Origin of the sequence: Streptomyces sp. RKAG337 (genome assembly GCF_023701715.1) — a bacterium.
Lineage (GTDB): Bacteria > Actinomycetota > Actinomycetes > Streptomycetales > Streptomycetaceae > Actinacidiphila.
In genome coordinates, this window is record NZ_JAJOZA010000001.1 from 2,829,783 (window position 1) to 2,843,261 (window position 13,479).

A 13,479-nucleotide genomic window follows, 5' to 3' on the forward strand; every position below is an offset into this window, starting at 1 on the left:
GGTGCCGCGCTCGGTCGCCTGCTCCGCCCCGCGCCGCGGCCCGTCCGTCACAGCTCGGCCACCGCGAGGGCGTAGAGCGCCGCCCAGCCCAGGGCGATGACGAGCATCGGGCGGTCGTGCAGCACCACGTCCTCCGGCGCGCCGGCCGCGCCCGCGTCGGCGAAGACGGCGTAGCGGAGCACGGAGAGGATGAACGGGATCATGGACAGCTGCCGCCAGGGCAGCGAGCCGGTGGCGGCGGCGCCGGTCTCCATCGCCCACATGCCGTACGCGAGGACCGCGACCCCGGCCGCGAGTTGCCAGACGAACCGCAGATAGCCGGTGGTGTACGCGGTGAGCAGGGACCGGGAGGCGCCGGCCTCGCCCTCGGTGCCGGACATCAGGATCAGTTCGGAGTAGCGCTTGGCGGCGACCATGAAGAGCGCGCCGAACCCCGAGGTGATCAGGAACCAGCGGGACAGGTCGATGTCGAGGGCGAAGCCGCCGGCCATGGCGCGCATGAGGAAGCCGGTGGTGACGACGACGAGGTCCACGACGAGGACGTGCTTGAGCCGCAGGCAGTACGCGAGCTGCATGACGAGGTACGCGGCGAGCAGTCCGGCGGTCGCCGCGTTGCACAGCACGTACGCGGCGACCGGTGCGAGGACGCCGAGCAGCGCGCCCGCCGCGTAGGCGACCGGGACCGGCAGCCGGCCGCTGGCGACGGGGCGGTGGCACTTGACGGGGTGCGCCCGGTCGGCGTCGGCGTCGCGTGCGTCGTTGACCAGGTAGACGGCGGACGCGCAGGCGGTGAAGAGCACGAAGACGATGCCGAGCTGGATCAGCCCGTGGCGCGACAGCAGCCGTCCGGCGGCGACGGGGGCGGCGAGCACCAGGCCGTTCTTGACCCACTGCCGCGGCCGGGCCGTTCGGACCAGCCCGCCCGGCAGGCCCGCCACGGTACGGAGCATCCCGGCGGCGGGGACGGCGCGCGGCGGCAGGGGTACGTCGTCGAGTACCGCCGAGGTGGGCTCAGCCATCGAGTCCTCCGCCCCGCAGCGACCAGGCCCGGCCCATCCGGGCGGTGGCGGCGCCCAGCATCGCGCCGGCGGCGACATCGCTCGGGTAGTGCACGCCCACGACCAGGCGTGACGCGCACATCCCGGCGGCCAGCGGCGGGAACGGGCCGAACAGGCGGAACGGGCCCGGCAGCAGCGCGCCGAAGGCGACGGCCGCGGCGGCCGACGACGCCGCGTGGGAGCTGGGGAAGCTGTGCCGGCCCGCGGTGTTCACCAGGGGCCGCGCGCCGGGCAGTCGGGGGCGGGGCCGGCGGACGACCCGCTTGACGCCCATGCTCGCGACGTGCGCGGCGCCCACCAGGGCGGTGGCCCGCAGCCAGGCGCGGCGGCGCGACCGGTCCACGGACGCGCCCGCGAGCCCGGCGGCGAGCCACAGCGCGGCGTGCTCACCGCTCCAGGACAGGACCCGCGCGGTGCGGGCGACCCGCGGTCCTTCACCGCACCGCCGCAGTACGGTGAGCAGTCGGCGGTCCGCTTCTGACGCACGTCGGGACACACGCTCCGACGCACGTTCGGGCACTCGTTCTGGCACTCGTTCTGACGCAGCTTCGGGCGCACGTGACGCGGCGGAGTCCGGAGTTGGCACCGGCGGTTCTCCCTCGTTCGTGGTTCGCCCCCTCAGAACAAAAGGGACAATGAGTTAATATGCCCGCAATCTCCTTCTGACTCACCATCAGTCACCCGTTTCAGTGAGAGAACCGGCATATACGGGCAATCAACCCCTCTCGGGCGATACCGTCACCCGTATGCCTGCTCCCTCCGCCCTGACCACCCCCGTCTCCGGCTGGGGCCGCACCGCGCCCACCACCGCGCACGTGTTCCGCCCGCGCACCTACGAGGAGGCCGCGGAAGCGGTCCGCGACTGCGGGGGCCGCGGCGCCATCGCCCGCGGGCTCGGCCGGGCGTACGGTGACGCGGCGCAGAACGCCGGCGGCTCGGTCCTCGACATGACGGGCCTGGACCGGATCCACGAGATCGACGCCATCAACGGCCTGGTGGTCTGCGACGCCGGGGTGAGCCTGCACCGGCTGATGCAGGTCCTGCTGCCGCTCGGCTGGTTCGTCCCCGTCAGCCCCGGGACCCGCTACGTCACGGTCGGCGGGGCCATCGGCACCGACATCCACGGGAAGAACCACCACCTGTCGGGGTCGTTCACCCGCCACGTACGCGCCATCGAGCTGCTGACGGCGGACGGCGGCACCCGCCTCGTCACCCCCGAGGACGAGCCCGAGCTGTTCTGGGCGACGGCCGGCGGCATGGGCCTGACCGGCGTCGTGCTCGCCGCGACGATCCAGCTGCTGCCCGTGGAGACCTCGCTGATGAGCGTCGACACCGAACGCGCCACCGACCTCGACGACCTGATGGCCCGGCTGACCGCGGGCGACCACCGCTACCGCTACTCGGTCGCCTGGATCGACCTGCTCGCGCGCGGCGCGAAGACCGGCCGCGCCGTCCTGACCCGTGGCGACCACGCCCCCCTCGGCGCCCTGCCGCCGCGCGCCCGCCGCGCCCCGCTCGACTTCCGGCCCGGCCGGCTCCCGGGCGCCCCGAACTTCGTACCGGAAGGGCTGCTCGGCCGGGGCAGCGTCGGGCTGTTCAACGCCCTCTGGTACCACAAGGCGCCCCGCGAACGGCACGGCGAGCTGCAGAAGATCTCGACGTTCTTCCACCCGCTCGACGGGGTCCCGGACTGGAACCGGATCTACGGGCGCAGCGGCTTCGTCCAGTACCAGTTCGTCGTCCCCAACGGGCAGGAGAGCGCGCTGCGCCGCATCGTGGAGCGGATCAGCCGCCGCGGCATCCCGTCGTTCCTCGCCGTGCTCAAGCGGTTCGGCGAGGCCGACCCGGGCTGGCTGTCCTTCCCGATGGCCGGCTGGACCCTCGCCCTCGACATCCCCGCGACCATGCCGGGCCTGGCCACCTTCCTCGACGTCCTGGACGACGAGGTCGCCGCCGCCGACGGCCGCGTCTACCTCGCCAAGGACTCCCGGCTGCGCCCGGACCTGCTGCCCGGCATGTACCCGCGGCTCGACGCCTTCCGGCGGCTGCGCGCCGAGCTCGACCCCCGCGGGGTCTTCACCTCGGACCTCGCCCGCCGCCTCGCCCTCTAGGCCGTGTCCGACGCATCCCGCCCGGCCCGTCAGGCCGTCCCAGGCCCTCCAGGCCCGCTAGGCCCACCAGGAGCTCCGCAGTGAAAGACGCCTTCGGCACCCCCCAGTCCCTGCTGATCCTCGGCGGCACCTCCGAGATCGCGCTCGCCACCGCCCGCCGCCTCATCGGCCGCCGCACCAGGACCGTCTACCTGGCGGGCCGCCCCTCCCCCGCCCTCGACGCCGCCGCCGAACACCTGCGGTCGCTGGGCGCGGACGCGCACGCGGTGCCCTTCGACGCGCTGGACACCGCGTCCCACGAGGAGGTGCTCGGCAAGCTCTTCACGGAGGGCGACCTCGACATGGTGCTGCTCGCCTTCGGCGTGCTGGGCGACCAGACGCGCGACGAGCAGGAGCCCCTGTCGGCCGTCCATGTCGCGCAGGTCAACTACACCGGGGCGGTGTCCGCGTCCCTGGTGTGCGCGAACGCGCTGCAACGGCAGGGACACGGCTCGCTGGTCGTGCTGTCCTCGGTGGCCGGCGAGCGGGCCCGGCGGAGCAACTTCATCTACGGGTCGAGCAAGGCGGGCCTGGACGCCTTCACCCAGGGCCTCGGCGACGCGCTGCACGGCTCCGGTGTGCACGTGATGGTCGTCCGGCCCGGCTTCGTGCGCACGAAGATGACGGCGGGACTGCCGGAGGCGCCGCTGGCCACCACTCCCGAGGCGGTCGCGGAGGCCATCGAGACGGGTCTGCGGCGGCACGCGGAGACGTTGTGGGTGCCGGGCGCGCTGCGCTTCGTGATGTCGGCGCTGCGGCACGTGCCGCGCGCGCTCTTCAGGAAGCTGCCGGTCTGAGAGCCGGCGACGTCTTCAGGGGACCCGGGGGCCAGGGGGCCAGAGGTCAGGGAATCAGCGGGGCGTCATGGATGGCGCGGGCGCCCTGCTGGTGCGGAACGGCACCACAGGTGTCGACGCCGAAAGGGTATTCACGCATCTTCCGCCAGACCCCGTCCCCGCCCTGCTCGTACAGGGCGAATCCGGTGGCCGTCCAGGTCGCCTTGAAGTCCGCGAGCGCCGCGTAGGCCCGGTCCATCGCCTCCTCGGCGATGCCGTGGGCGACGGTCACATGCGGGTGGTACGGGAACTGCAGCTCGCGCACGACCGGTCCCGAGCGCACCTCGCCCTGCAGCTCGGTGCACTCGCGGGTGCCGTCCGCCAGGTGCACGTAGACCACCGGGGACAGCGGGCGGAAGGTGTCCGTGCCGTCCAGCCGCATCGGGAACGGCCGGCCGGCCGCCGCGACCTTCGCGAGGTGGCGGCGCAGCGCGGGGAGGTCACCGGAGTCGATCTCGGTCGGCGGCAGCAGCGTGACGTGCGTGGGAATGGCGTACGCGGCCGGGTCGCCGAAGCCAGCGCGCGCCTCCTGGAGCAGGCGGCCGTAGGGCTCCGGGACCGCGATCGAGACTCCGATCGTGCTGGTCCCCACTGCGTTCACCCCTCTTCCCCGGATCACGGGCGCCTCGCCGGCGCTGTTCGGTCTGCTCTCAGTGTGACGCGTAGGCGGGTCGCGCCGCGAGCGTCGTCGGACACACTCTGCCGGGACCTCGGACTCTGGTACCGCCCCGGCCGGACCCTCCCGGTACGGCGCTGCGCCGGTGCTCCGGTGCGTTTCAGTGCTTCGCGGGCAGGAAGCCGATCCGGTCATACGCGCTGGCCAGGGTCTCGGCGGCCACGGCGCGCGCCTTCTCCGCACCCTTGGCCAGGACAGCGTCCAACGTCTCCGGGTCGCCCAGGTATTCCTGCGTGCGCTCCCGGAACGGTGTGACCCACTCCACAAACTGCTCCGCGAGGTCCGTCTTCAGCGCACCGTAGCCCTTGCCCGCGTACCGCTGCTCCAGTTCCGCGATTCCGGTACCGGTGAGAGTGGAGTAGATGGTGAGGAGATTGCTGATGCCCGGCTTGTCCTTCTCGTCGAAGCGCACCACGGTGTCGGTGTCGGTGACCGCGCTCCGGATCTTCTTCGCCGAGACCTTCGGCTCGTCGAGCAGGTTGATCAGGCCCTTCGGGGACGACGCCGACTTGCTCATCTTCGCCGTGGGGTCCTGGAGGTCGTAGATCTTCCCGGTCTCCTTGACGATGTGCGGCGCCGGGATGGTGAACGTGTCGCCGTAGCGGCTGTTGAAACGCGCCGCCAGGTCGCGGGTCAGCTCGACGTGCTGCCGCTGGTCCTCACCGACCGGCACGGCGTTCGCCTGGTACAGCAGGATGTCCGCGACCTGCAGGATCGGGTACGTGAACAGGCCGACGGTCGCCCGGTCCGCCCCCTGCTTCGCCGACTTGTCCTTGAACTGCGTCATCCGGCCGGCCTCGCCGAAGCCGGTCAGGCAGTTCATCACCCAGCCGAGCTGCGCGTGCTCCGGCACGTGGCTCTGGATGAAGAGCGTGCAGCGGTCCGGGTCCAGGCCCGCGGCCAGCAGCTGCGCCGCCGCGAGGCGGGTGTTGGACCGCAGCTCGGCGGGGTCCTGCGGCACCGTGATGGCGTGCAGGTCCACAACCATGTAGAACGCGTCGTGGGTCTCCTGGAGTGCCACGTACTGGCGGATCGCACCCAGGTAGTTCCCCAGGTGGAAGGAGCCTGCGGTGGGCTGGATACCGGAGAGCGCGCGCGGACGGTGGTTGGCCATGCCGCCATTCTCTCAGGTCCCCCGGCCCCGATCATCCCCCTCCCCGGCACCGCCGGGGAGGCGCGCCCCGAACAGCGGACGCCGCAAGGTTTCATCGCATTGCGGCCGACCGACGATAGAAAGGGGCGTCACCCCGCCCCGAGGCAACAACTCCCGACGCACCACGAACGGAGCACGTACGTGACGACAACGGACACCAGCATCGCCGCCGCAGAGGCCCACAGCGCGCACAACTACCATCCGCTGCCGGTCGTCGTCGCCACCGCGGAAGGCGCGTGGATGACGGACGTCGAAGGCCGCCGGTACCTGGACATGCTGGCCGGCTACTCGGCGCTCAACTTCGGCCACGGCAACCGGCGGCTGCTCGACGCCGCCAGGGCCCAGCTCGACCGTGTGACGCTGACCTCACGCGCCTTCCACCACGACCGGTTCGCCGACTTCTGCACGCAGCTCGCCGAGCTGTGCGGCATGGAGATGGTGCTGCCGATGAACACCGGCGCCGAGGCGGTCGAGACGGCGGTCAAGACCGCCCGCAAGTGGGGCTACAAGGTGAAGGGCGTCCCGGACGGACGCGCGAAGATCGTCGTCGCGGACGGCAACTTCCACGGGCGCACCACCACGATCATCAGCTTCTCGACGGACGAGGAGGCGCGGGCCGACTTCGGGCCGTACACGCCCGGGTTCGAGATCGTTCCGTACGGCGACCTCGCCGCGATCGAGGCGGCCGTCGACGAGCACACGGTCGCCGTCCTGCTGGAGCCGATCCAGGGGGAGGCGGGGGTGCTGGTGCCGCCGCCCGGCTATCTGGCGGGCGTGCGGGCGCTCACCCGGGAGCGGAACGTCCTGTTCATCGCCGACGAGATCCAGTCGGGGCTCGGACGGACCGGCCGCACCTTCGCGTGCGAGCACGAGGGTGTCGTGCCCGACATGTACGTCCTCGGGAAGGCGCTGGGGGGCGGCGTGGTGCCGGTGTCGGCGGTCGTGTCGTCCGCGGCGGTGCTGGGCGTCTACCGGCCCGGCGAACACGGCTCCACCTTCGGTGGGAACCCGCTGGCCTGCGCGGTGGCACTGGAGGTCATCGCGATGCTGCGCACCGGCGAGTACCAGCAGCGCGCCACCGAACTCGGCGACCACCTGCACCACGAGCTCGGCCTCCTCACGGGTTCCGGCCCGGTCGCGGCGGTGCGGGGGCGCGGGCTGTGGGCGGGGATCGACATCGCGCCGGGGCACGGGACGGGGCGCGAGGTGTCGGAGCGGCTGATGGACCGGCGGGTCCTGGTGAAGGACACGCACGGGTCGACGATCCGGCTGGCGCCGCCGCTGGTGATCTCGAAGGAGGACCTGGACTGGGGGCTGGAGCAGCTGCGCGCGGTTCTCGCGGGCTGAGGTCCGCCCCGGCCGGTTCGTGGGTCGGGGGCCGGGCCCTCCGGGGCGGGGCTTCGAAAGCGACTATTTACGGGCGTGGCCGCCCACAAATAGCTCGGCAGCATTTCGAAACCCCACCCCTGCGGCCCCGTCCCCCTCACGTCCAAGCGGCGTGGGCGAGTGTCGTTCAGCCCGCCGGCGTTTGAGGCGATCTTTCAGCCCGGCCGGCGTTTGAGGCCGGGCTGCGCGGGGCCGGGTCCTCCCGTCGTATCCCGTCCGGCGGACCTAAGGTCGGCGCATGGTCGTCGGAATGCTCTGCGCGCTCGGCGCAGCCGTTTGTTTCGGGATTGCCTCGGTGTTCCAGGCCGTCGCGGCGCGGGCCGCCACGCCGGGGAGCGGGTCAGGGGTGGATGCCCGGCTGCTGATGCGGGCGCTGCGGCAGTGGCGGTACGTGGCCGGGCTCGGGCTCGACACCGCCGGGTTCGCGCTCGAGCTCGTGGCGCTGCGGGTGCTGCCGATCTACGCCGTCGGCGCCGCGCTGGCGGCCAGCCTGGCCGTCACCGCGGTCGCCGCCGCGCGGATGCTGAAGGTGCGGCTGAGGGGCGTCGAGTGGGCCGCGGTGGCCGCCGTGTGCGGCGGGCTGGGGATGCTGGGGCTCGCGTCGGGGCGGGAGGGCGACGGAGTCGGGAGCACCGCGCTGCGGTGGGGCGTGCTGGCCACCTCGTTCGCCGTGCTGGGGCTCGGCGTGATCGCCGGGCGGCTGCCGGACCGGGCGCGGGCCGCCGCGCTGGGGTTCGGGGCGGGGATCGGGTTCGGGGTCGTCGAGGTGTCCGTGCGGCTGGTCGACGATCTGTCGCCGGGCGCCGTGCTCAGCAATCCGGCGGCCTACGCGCTGCTCATCGGCGGCGGTGCCGCCTTCCTGCTGCTGACGTCGGCCCTGCAGCGCGGCTCGGTGACCGCCGCCACCGCCGGAATGGTGATCGGCGAGACCGTCGGGCCGGCCCTGGTCGGGGTGATCGCGCTCGGCGACCGCACCCGGCCGGGGCTGGCACCGCTGGCGTTCGCCGGCTTCGCGCTGGCGGTGCTCGGCGCGCTGGCCCTGGCCCGGTTCGGGGAGGGCGGCGCGCCGCCGGAGCCGGAGAGCGCCTAGCGCGCGGCCGGCGAGAGGCGGGTGGTGACGCCGATCCGGTTCCAGGCGTTGATGGTGATGCACATGGCGATCAGCCGGGCCAGCTCGGCCTCGTCGAACTGCCGGGCGGCCTCGTCGAAGACGTCGTCCGGGACACCGTGCTCGCCGAGGCGGGTGACGGCCTCGGAGAGGGCGAGGGCGGCGCGCTCGCGGGCGGTGAAGAAGGGCGTCTCGCGCCAGACCCCGATGCCGTGGAGCTTCTGCTCGGACAGACCGAGCTTGCTCGCGTCGTGGGTGTGCATGTCCAGGCAGAAGGCGCAGCCGTTGAGCTGGGACGCGCGGATCTTGACCAGCTCGGCGACGACCGGGTCGAGGCCGTGGGCGGCGGCCTTGTTGAGCGCCACGATCGCCTCGTAGACGTCGGGGGCGGCCTTCATCAGGTTGATGCGCTGGGCGGGAGCGGGGACGGGGGTCTGGTCGTTCGAAGTCATGGCTCCACGCTAAGCGGACAGTGGCCCCGTCGCATGGTCCACTTGGAGGATGAACGACTGGGCCATTTCCGGGGTCGACCTCCATCTGGACCTGACCGCAGGCACCGGTGCGCGGGCCGGTCTGGAGCGGGCGCTGCGCGAGGCGGTACGGGACGGCCGGCTCGCCGCGGGGACCCGGCTGCCGTCGTCGCGGGCTCTGGCCAAGGATCTCGGCCTGGCCCGCAACACGGTCGCCGACGCGTACGGCCAGCTGGTCGCGGAGGGCTGGCTGGCCGCCCGGCAGGGCTCCGGCACGCAGGTGGCGGGGAGTGCGCCGCCACCCCGCCCGGCCCGCCGGCGGGCCGTGCCCGAGCAGGCGGGGCTGCTGCTGCTGGGGAATCCGGCCGCCGACGGCTACCCCTACGATCTGCGGCCCGGCAGCTCCGACCTGTCGGCGTTCCCGCGCGGCGCCTGGCTCGCGGCGGCCCGCCGCGCCATGGCCGCCGCGCCCAACGAAGCCTTCGGCTACTCGGACCCGCGCGGGCGCCCCGAGCTGCGGGAGGCGCTCGCGGAGTATCTGGCGCGGGTGCGGGGGGTGCGGGCCGATCCGGAGCTGATCCTGGTCTGCACGGGGTTCGTCCAGGGGATCGGGCTGCTGGCCCGCGCGCTGCGCGACCGCGGCGCCCGCCGGATCGGCGTCGAGAGGCTCGGCTTCCCCGACACCCGCCGGATCCTGCGCACGGCGGGCCTCAGCACCGTCGAACTGCCCGTGGACAGCGGCGGCGCCCGGCTCGACGGGCTCGGCCCGCACGACCGCCCGGCGGCGGACGCGGTGCTGCTGACGCCGGCGCACCAGTTCCCGGCCGGCGCGTCGCTCTCGCCCGAGCGGCGCACCGCGGTGGTGGAGTGGGCGCGGGCCACCGGCGGGACCGTCATCGAGGACGACTACGACGGTGAGTTCCGCTACGACCGCCAGCCGGTCGGCGCGCTCCAGGGGCTCGCCCCCGGCCAGGTCGTCTACGCCGGGACCGCCAGCAAGAGCCTGGCGCCCGGCATCCGGCTGGCCTGGCTCGTCCTCCCGCCGACGCTCCTCGACGCGGTGGTGGCCGAGAAGCGGTCCGCCGACCGCCACTCCCCCGTCATGGACCAGCTCACGCTCGCCGAACTGATCCGCTCGGGCGGCTACGACCGCCATGTGCGGCGGATGCGGCTGCACTACCGCGGGCGCCGCGACCGGCTGGTCGCGGCGCTCGCCGCGCACGCCCCCCGGGTGCGGGTGTCGGGCATAGCGGCGGGGCTGCACGCCGTCCTCGAACTGCCGCCCGGCTCACCGGCGATGAGCGACCTCGTCGCCCGCGCGGGCCGGGCGGGCCTCGCCCTCGCGGGGCTCGACGCCTACAACGGCCCGGCGGACGGTCCCGGCGCCCTGGTCGTCGGCTTCGGCACCCCGCCGGAACACGCCTTCACCGGCGCGCTCGACGCGCTGTGCGCGCTGCTCGCCGGAGCGGCCGGCGACGGCCGCTGATCATCCGCCGGACGGGCAGTGGCCGGTCGTGCAGAACGACGACAGCAGGTTCCTGAAGACCTCCTGGTGCGCGGTCCAGTCATCGTCAGGGCCCGCCACCAGCAGCGCGTACTGGACGGTGCTGGGGTCGGTGAAGGCCTGGACGACGACGTGCCGGACGGTGCCGTCGGCACGGACGTAGCTGTATTCGAGCTGGGCGGGGTCGCCCGCACCCGAACCGAGCTGCTGCAATCCGATCCGGTGGTAGCCGGGGTTCTTCGACACCGTCACCTCCGTCGCCACCAGGGACTCGTACGGCGTCGTCTCGGGACCCCGCAGCGCGAACACCTGGATCAGGCTGTTGCCGTCCGCCGTCTTGTAGAAGACGCTGTCGCCCTCCGTGCTGCGCTGCCGGCCCTCGGGAACGTCCAGGGTGAAGCCGGCCGGGTCGGACGTCCGGACGTAGCCGGCCGGCGCCGTGCTCCGGCCGTCCGTGCTCGGGCTGTACGAAGGCGAGTCGGTGGTCGACTCCGACGGGGTCCCCGGATCGGTCGTGCCGTCCGTCGGGCCGTCGGTCGGGCCGTCCGTCGACGGCTCGTCGAAGGGCGGTGAACTCGACCCGGGCTGGGCGCCCTTGTTCCCGTCCTGGTGGCGCAGCAGCGCCCAGCCGCCGAATCCGAGCCCGGCCACGAGCACCACGGACGCGACGACGGCCGTCAGCACGGTCGCGCGCGACCAGCCCGGCGGCGGTCCCGGTGGCGGGCCCGGGGGCAGGCCGAGCGGCGGGCCGAACGCGGGCCCCAGGACCGGTTCGTACCGCGTCGCGTCGTGCGTCGTCGGCCGGTGGACCGGCGGCGGCGGGTACACCGGAGGCTCGTAGGGCTCCTCCCGTGGGTACACCGGAGGCTCGTACGGCTCCTCCGGTGGCTGTCCGGCCTGTGGGCCCCGCACCCACTGCTGCCGGTCCGCGTCCCAATGGCTCATGTCGGCCCCCTCCTCATCCGAGCAGCTGGGCGATGGCCTGGACGACGGCGAAGGCCGACGCCAGTCCGCCGGCCGCGGTGCTGCCGCTGACCAACAGCGACCGCAGCCGCTCCAGCCGGCCGCGCTCGGCCCGCCCGGTCCGGTCGATCTCGCCCGCGACGTCCGCGAGCTCCCCCTCGACCTCGTCGAGACCATCGTCCTCCGTCCGGGCCAGCAACGGCAGTTGCGCGCGCAGGAGTCTGACGGCCGTCATCAGTTCGGGGGACGCGGAGATCAGCTGCCGTGACGCGTCGACGGCACTGGCCTCCCGCCCGGCCGCGACCGCGCCGCCCGTCATCGTCCCGACGCTGATCCCGCCGGGGCCGGGCGGCGGCACCGCCGGTGCGGCCGCGGGACCGTCGTCCGGCGGGGGTGATCCGATCCGCTCGGAGCGGTCCTCGGCCGAGGACCGGTACCCGCTGGCCACCGCCCCGCCCGAGAGCCGCCCTACGGAGACCCCGCCGCCGGCGTCCCGCGCGTCGCCCGCCGCCGGCTCCGGTGCCGCGTCGTCCTCGGCGGGCTCGTGCCCGCCCCGGTCCGTCGTCATTTCCCGTCTCCCCCCGTCGTGTTGCGTGCCTGCGCCCCGCTGCCGGCGGCCACCGCGCCGCCGCTCATCGACCCGATGTAGACGCTGCCGTCGCTCACCTGCACGATCTGCTGCTCGAAGCGGTCCGTCTCGTACCCCTGGCCGCTCAGCGCGTCCCGCACCCCGCTCGCGATCCGGTCCTGGATCGTCTTCACGTAGCGGCTGATGTCCATCTCCTGGAAGAGCGAGACCTCCTGCGAGCTGCCCATCTCCCGCACCGAGGTCGTGGGCCCGTCCGGCAGCGCGCGCTGCGCGTCGGTCAGCCAGGTCCTGAACACGGCCGTGAGCGTACGGACGCTGGAGACCGCGGCGGCGAAGCTGGCGGTGGGGCCGGTCAGCAGGGCGCGCACGCCGTCGCGGAGCACGTCCTCGGAGCCGCGCCCGGCGATCACGTCGACCGCCCGGTACTCCGGTCGGATCGGGCTCAGGATGTGCGGCGCGACCTCCAGGACGAGCATCCCGCCCTGGGTGTGCACCCGGACCAGCAGGGACACCACGACCTGCTCGTCCCAGGCGCCCACCCGGATCCGCAGGAAGTGCCGGCGGGCCTCGCCGCCCTCGTCGACCGCGTCGGCCAGGTGCCGGCTGACGACCTGCTGCTCGTAGGAGACCTCGCCGCGCGGCACCCCGACCGGCAGATAGACGAACTCCTCGATCTCCAGGTCCTTGAGCCGGTCCCTGCTGGTCTCCGCCGCCGACTGGCGCAGTGCCTCCAGCCGCGGCCGGATCAGCTCGATGATCGTGCGGCTGGTGAGCGGGGGCAGCTCCGGGTCCGCCGACGGCCGCCGCTTCAGCTCCAGCGCGAACGACCAGGGCTCGTACGGGGATCCCGCGCCGATGAACGGCCGGAAGGGGTCGTAGATGGTGAGCCCGGCGTGCTGCTCGCGCTCGATGGCCGCCCCGATGCGCCGGTAGGCGTCGCTGGTGGGCAGCTGGGCGCGGGGCAGGACGGCGAACCGCGCGCGGGCCAGTTCATGGCGCATCACGCCCGAGACATGGGCGCGGTGCATCCAGATCGGCACCACGAGCAGCAGCGGGAAGAAGACCGCCGGCCAGTCGGCCGCACCGGTGGTGAAGAACACCGTCAGGGCGGCGATCCAGTAGACCGCCAGCAGCAGCCGCGGCCCGAGGGGCACCAGCTTGGTGAGCCGTCCACGGCGGCCTGTCAGCGCCTTGCGCAGGGTGGTGCGGTCCAGGGTGTAGACGGCGGTGCCCAGGCCGGTGGCGGCCCGCGCCGACCACAGCACCATGCACAGCAGCGCGTAGGCCAGCGCCCACGCCATCGGCAGACCCGGCACCGGACCGCCGGCGCCGAAGTCGACGGCGAGGAACAGCGCCCACCCGAAGAGCAGCAGCAGCGACGTCTGCACCTCCTCGCTGCGGGCGCGCAGCGCGTACGCCAGGACCGGTACGGCGTCGACGCCCAGCGACGGCGCGACCGGCCGCTCCTCGTGCTGGACCAGCTGCTCGATGACCTGGCTGCGGAAGTCGATGTCGAGATAGACCCCCGCGCACAGCAGGCGGGTGGCCTCCGTACGGGAGTCACGGTGCACGGGAACGGACATTCG

The 13,479-nt window shown here is 73.6% G+C and carries 13 protein-coding genes; 5 read left to right on the plus strand and 8 right to left on the minus strand.

The features are described from left to right. Nucleotides 1-47: 47 nt before the first annotated feature. On the minus strand, nt 48-1,019 hold the full coding sequence (locus LNW73_RS12245) for a decaprenyl-phosphate phosphoribosyltransferase (protein WP_250989935.1): 972 nt from the start codon (nt 1,017-1,019) through the stop codon (nt 48-50). Then, nucleotides 1,012-1,554 carry a phosphatase PAP2 family protein gene (locus LNW73_RS12250; protein WP_250977356.1) on the minus strand — a complete coding sequence of 181 codons (543 nt, stop codon included), beginning with the start codon at nt 1,552-1,554 and terminating at the stop codon, nt 1,012-1,014. Before LNW73_RS12250 ends, LNW73_RS12245 begins: the two co-directional genes overlap by 8 nt. Nucleotides 1,555-1,804: 250 nt before the next feature. Between LNW73_RS12250 and LNW73_RS12255 the strand changes: the two genes are divergently transcribed. Beyond that, complete coding sequence (locus LNW73_RS12255; RefSeq protein ID WP_250977355.1) at nt 1,805-3,169, plus strand: FAD-binding protein; 1,365 nt, start codon at nt 1,805-1,807, stop codon at nt 3,167-3,169. An 80-nt stretch (nt 3,170-3,249) separates the two neighbouring features. Continuing rightward, the gene (locus LNW73_RS12260; protein WP_250989936.1) at nt 3,250-4,005 is read left to right on the plus strand and encodes a decaprenylphospho-beta-D-erythro-pentofuranosid-2-ulose 2-reductase; all 756 of its coding nucleotides are present in this window, start codon (nt 3,250-3,252) and stop codon (nt 4,003-4,005) included. A gap of 46 nt (nt 4,006-4,051) precedes the next feature. Here LNW73_RS12260 and LNW73_RS12265 read toward each other — a convergent pair whose 3' ends face one another. Beyond that, entirely contained in the window at nt 4,052-4,636 is a 585-nt protein-coding gene (locus LNW73_RS12265) for a 2'-5' RNA ligase family protein (RefSeq protein ID WP_250989937.1), read from the minus strand. Between the two features lie 184 nt (nt 4,637-4,820). Further along, nucleotides 4,821-5,834: a tryptophan--tRNA ligase gene (gene trpS / locus LNW73_RS12270; protein ID WP_250989938.1), complete on the minus strand. Its 1,014-nt coding sequence runs from the start codon at nt 5,832-5,834 to the stop codon at nt 4,821-4,823. 180 nt (nt 5,835-6,014) lie between these two features. Between trpS and rocD the strand changes: the two genes are divergently transcribed. Next, nucleotides 6,015-7,220: an ornithine--oxo-acid transaminase gene (gene rocD, locus LNW73_RS12275; protein ID WP_250977351.1), complete on the plus strand. Its 1,206-nt coding sequence runs from the start codon at nt 6,015-6,017 to the stop codon at nt 7,218-7,220. 277 nt (nt 7,221-7,497) lie between these two features. Further along, nucleotides 7,498-8,349 (plus strand): hypothetical protein, encoded by an 852-nt coding sequence (locus tag LNW73_RS12280; protein ID WP_250989939.1) that lies wholly within the window; start codon nt 7,498-7,500, stop codon nt 8,347-8,349. Here the strand turns inward: LNW73_RS12280 and LNW73_RS12285 are convergent. Further along, nucleotides 8,346-8,819: a carboxymuconolactone decarboxylase family protein gene (locus tag LNW73_RS12285; RefSeq protein WP_250989940.1), complete on the minus strand. Its 474-nt coding sequence runs from the start codon at nt 8,817-8,819 to the stop codon at nt 8,346-8,348. The genes LNW73_RS12280 and LNW73_RS12285 overlap by 4 nt on opposite strands. 49 nt (nt 8,820-8,868) lie before the next feature. Between LNW73_RS12285 and pdxR the strand changes: the two genes are divergently transcribed. After that, the gene (gene pdxR / locus LNW73_RS12290; RefSeq protein WP_250989941.1) at nt 8,869-10,323 is read left to right on the plus strand and encodes a MocR-like pyridoxine biosynthesis transcription factor PdxR; all 1,455 of its coding nucleotides are present in this window, start codon (nt 8,869-8,871) and stop codon (nt 10,321-10,323) included. Here the strand turns inward: pdxR and LNW73_RS12295 are convergent, their stop codons facing one another. From LNW73_RS12295 to LNW73_RS12305, 3 genes are read right to left on the minus strand one after another with little or no spacing between them, the layout of a single operon-like run. Then, nucleotides 10,324-11,286, minus strand: a complete 963-nt coding sequence (locus LNW73_RS12295; RefSeq protein ID WP_250989942.1) for a hypothetical protein — start codon at nt 11,284-11,286, stop codon at nt 10,324-10,326. A 13-nt stretch (nt 11,287-11,299) separates the two neighbouring features. Beyond that, a complete protein-coding gene (locus LNW73_RS12300; protein ID WP_250989943.1) occupies nt 11,300-11,872 on the minus strand; it encodes a hypothetical protein in 573 nt (190 codons plus the stop codon). Beyond that, on the minus strand, nt 11,869-13,476 hold the full coding sequence (locus LNW73_RS12305) for a hypothetical protein (RefSeq protein ID WP_250989944.1): 1,608 nt from the start codon (nt 13,474-13,476) through the stop codon (nt 11,869-11,871). Before LNW73_RS12305 ends, LNW73_RS12300 begins: the two co-directional genes overlap by 4 nt. Nucleotides 13,477-13,479: the final 3 nt, after the last annotated feature.

Bases quoted from the DNA above. Each gene is read 5' to 3' on its own strand.
- LNW73_RS12245 (WP_250989935.1), bottom strand. From the start codon at position 1,019: ATGGCTGAGCCCACCTCGGCGGTACTCGACGACGTACCCCTGCCGCCG.
- LNW73_RS12255 (WP_250977355.1), top strand. From the start codon at position 1,805: ATGCCTGCTCCCTCCGCCCTGACCACCCCCGTCTCCGGCTGGGGCCGC.
- trpS (WP_250989938.1), bottom strand. From the start codon at position 5,834: ATGGCCAACCACCGTCCGCGCGCGCTCTCCGGTATCCAGCCCACCGCA.
- LNW73_RS12280 (WP_250989939.1), top strand. From the start codon at position 7,498: ATGGTCGTCGGAATGCTCTGCGCGCTCGGCGCAGCCGTTTGTTTCGGG.
- LNW73_RS12285 (WP_250989940.1), bottom strand. From the start codon at position 8,819: ATGACTTCGAACGACCAGACCCCCGTCCCCGCTCCCGCCCAGCGCATC.
- pdxR (WP_250989941.1), top strand. From the start codon at position 8,869: ATGAACGACTGGGCCATTTCCGGGGTCGACCTCCATCTGGACCTGACC.
- LNW73_RS12295 (WP_250989942.1), bottom strand. From the start codon at position 11,286: ATGAGCCATTGGGACGCGGACCGGCAGCAGTGGGTGCGGGGCCCACAG.
- LNW73_RS12300 (WP_250989943.1), bottom strand. From the start codon at position 11,872: ATGACGACGGACCGGGGCGGGCACGAGCCCGCCGAGGACGACGCGGCA.
- LNW73_RS12305 (WP_250989944.1), bottom strand. From the start codon at position 13,476: ATGTCCGTTCCCGTGCACCGTGACTCCCGTACGGAGGCCACCCGCCTG.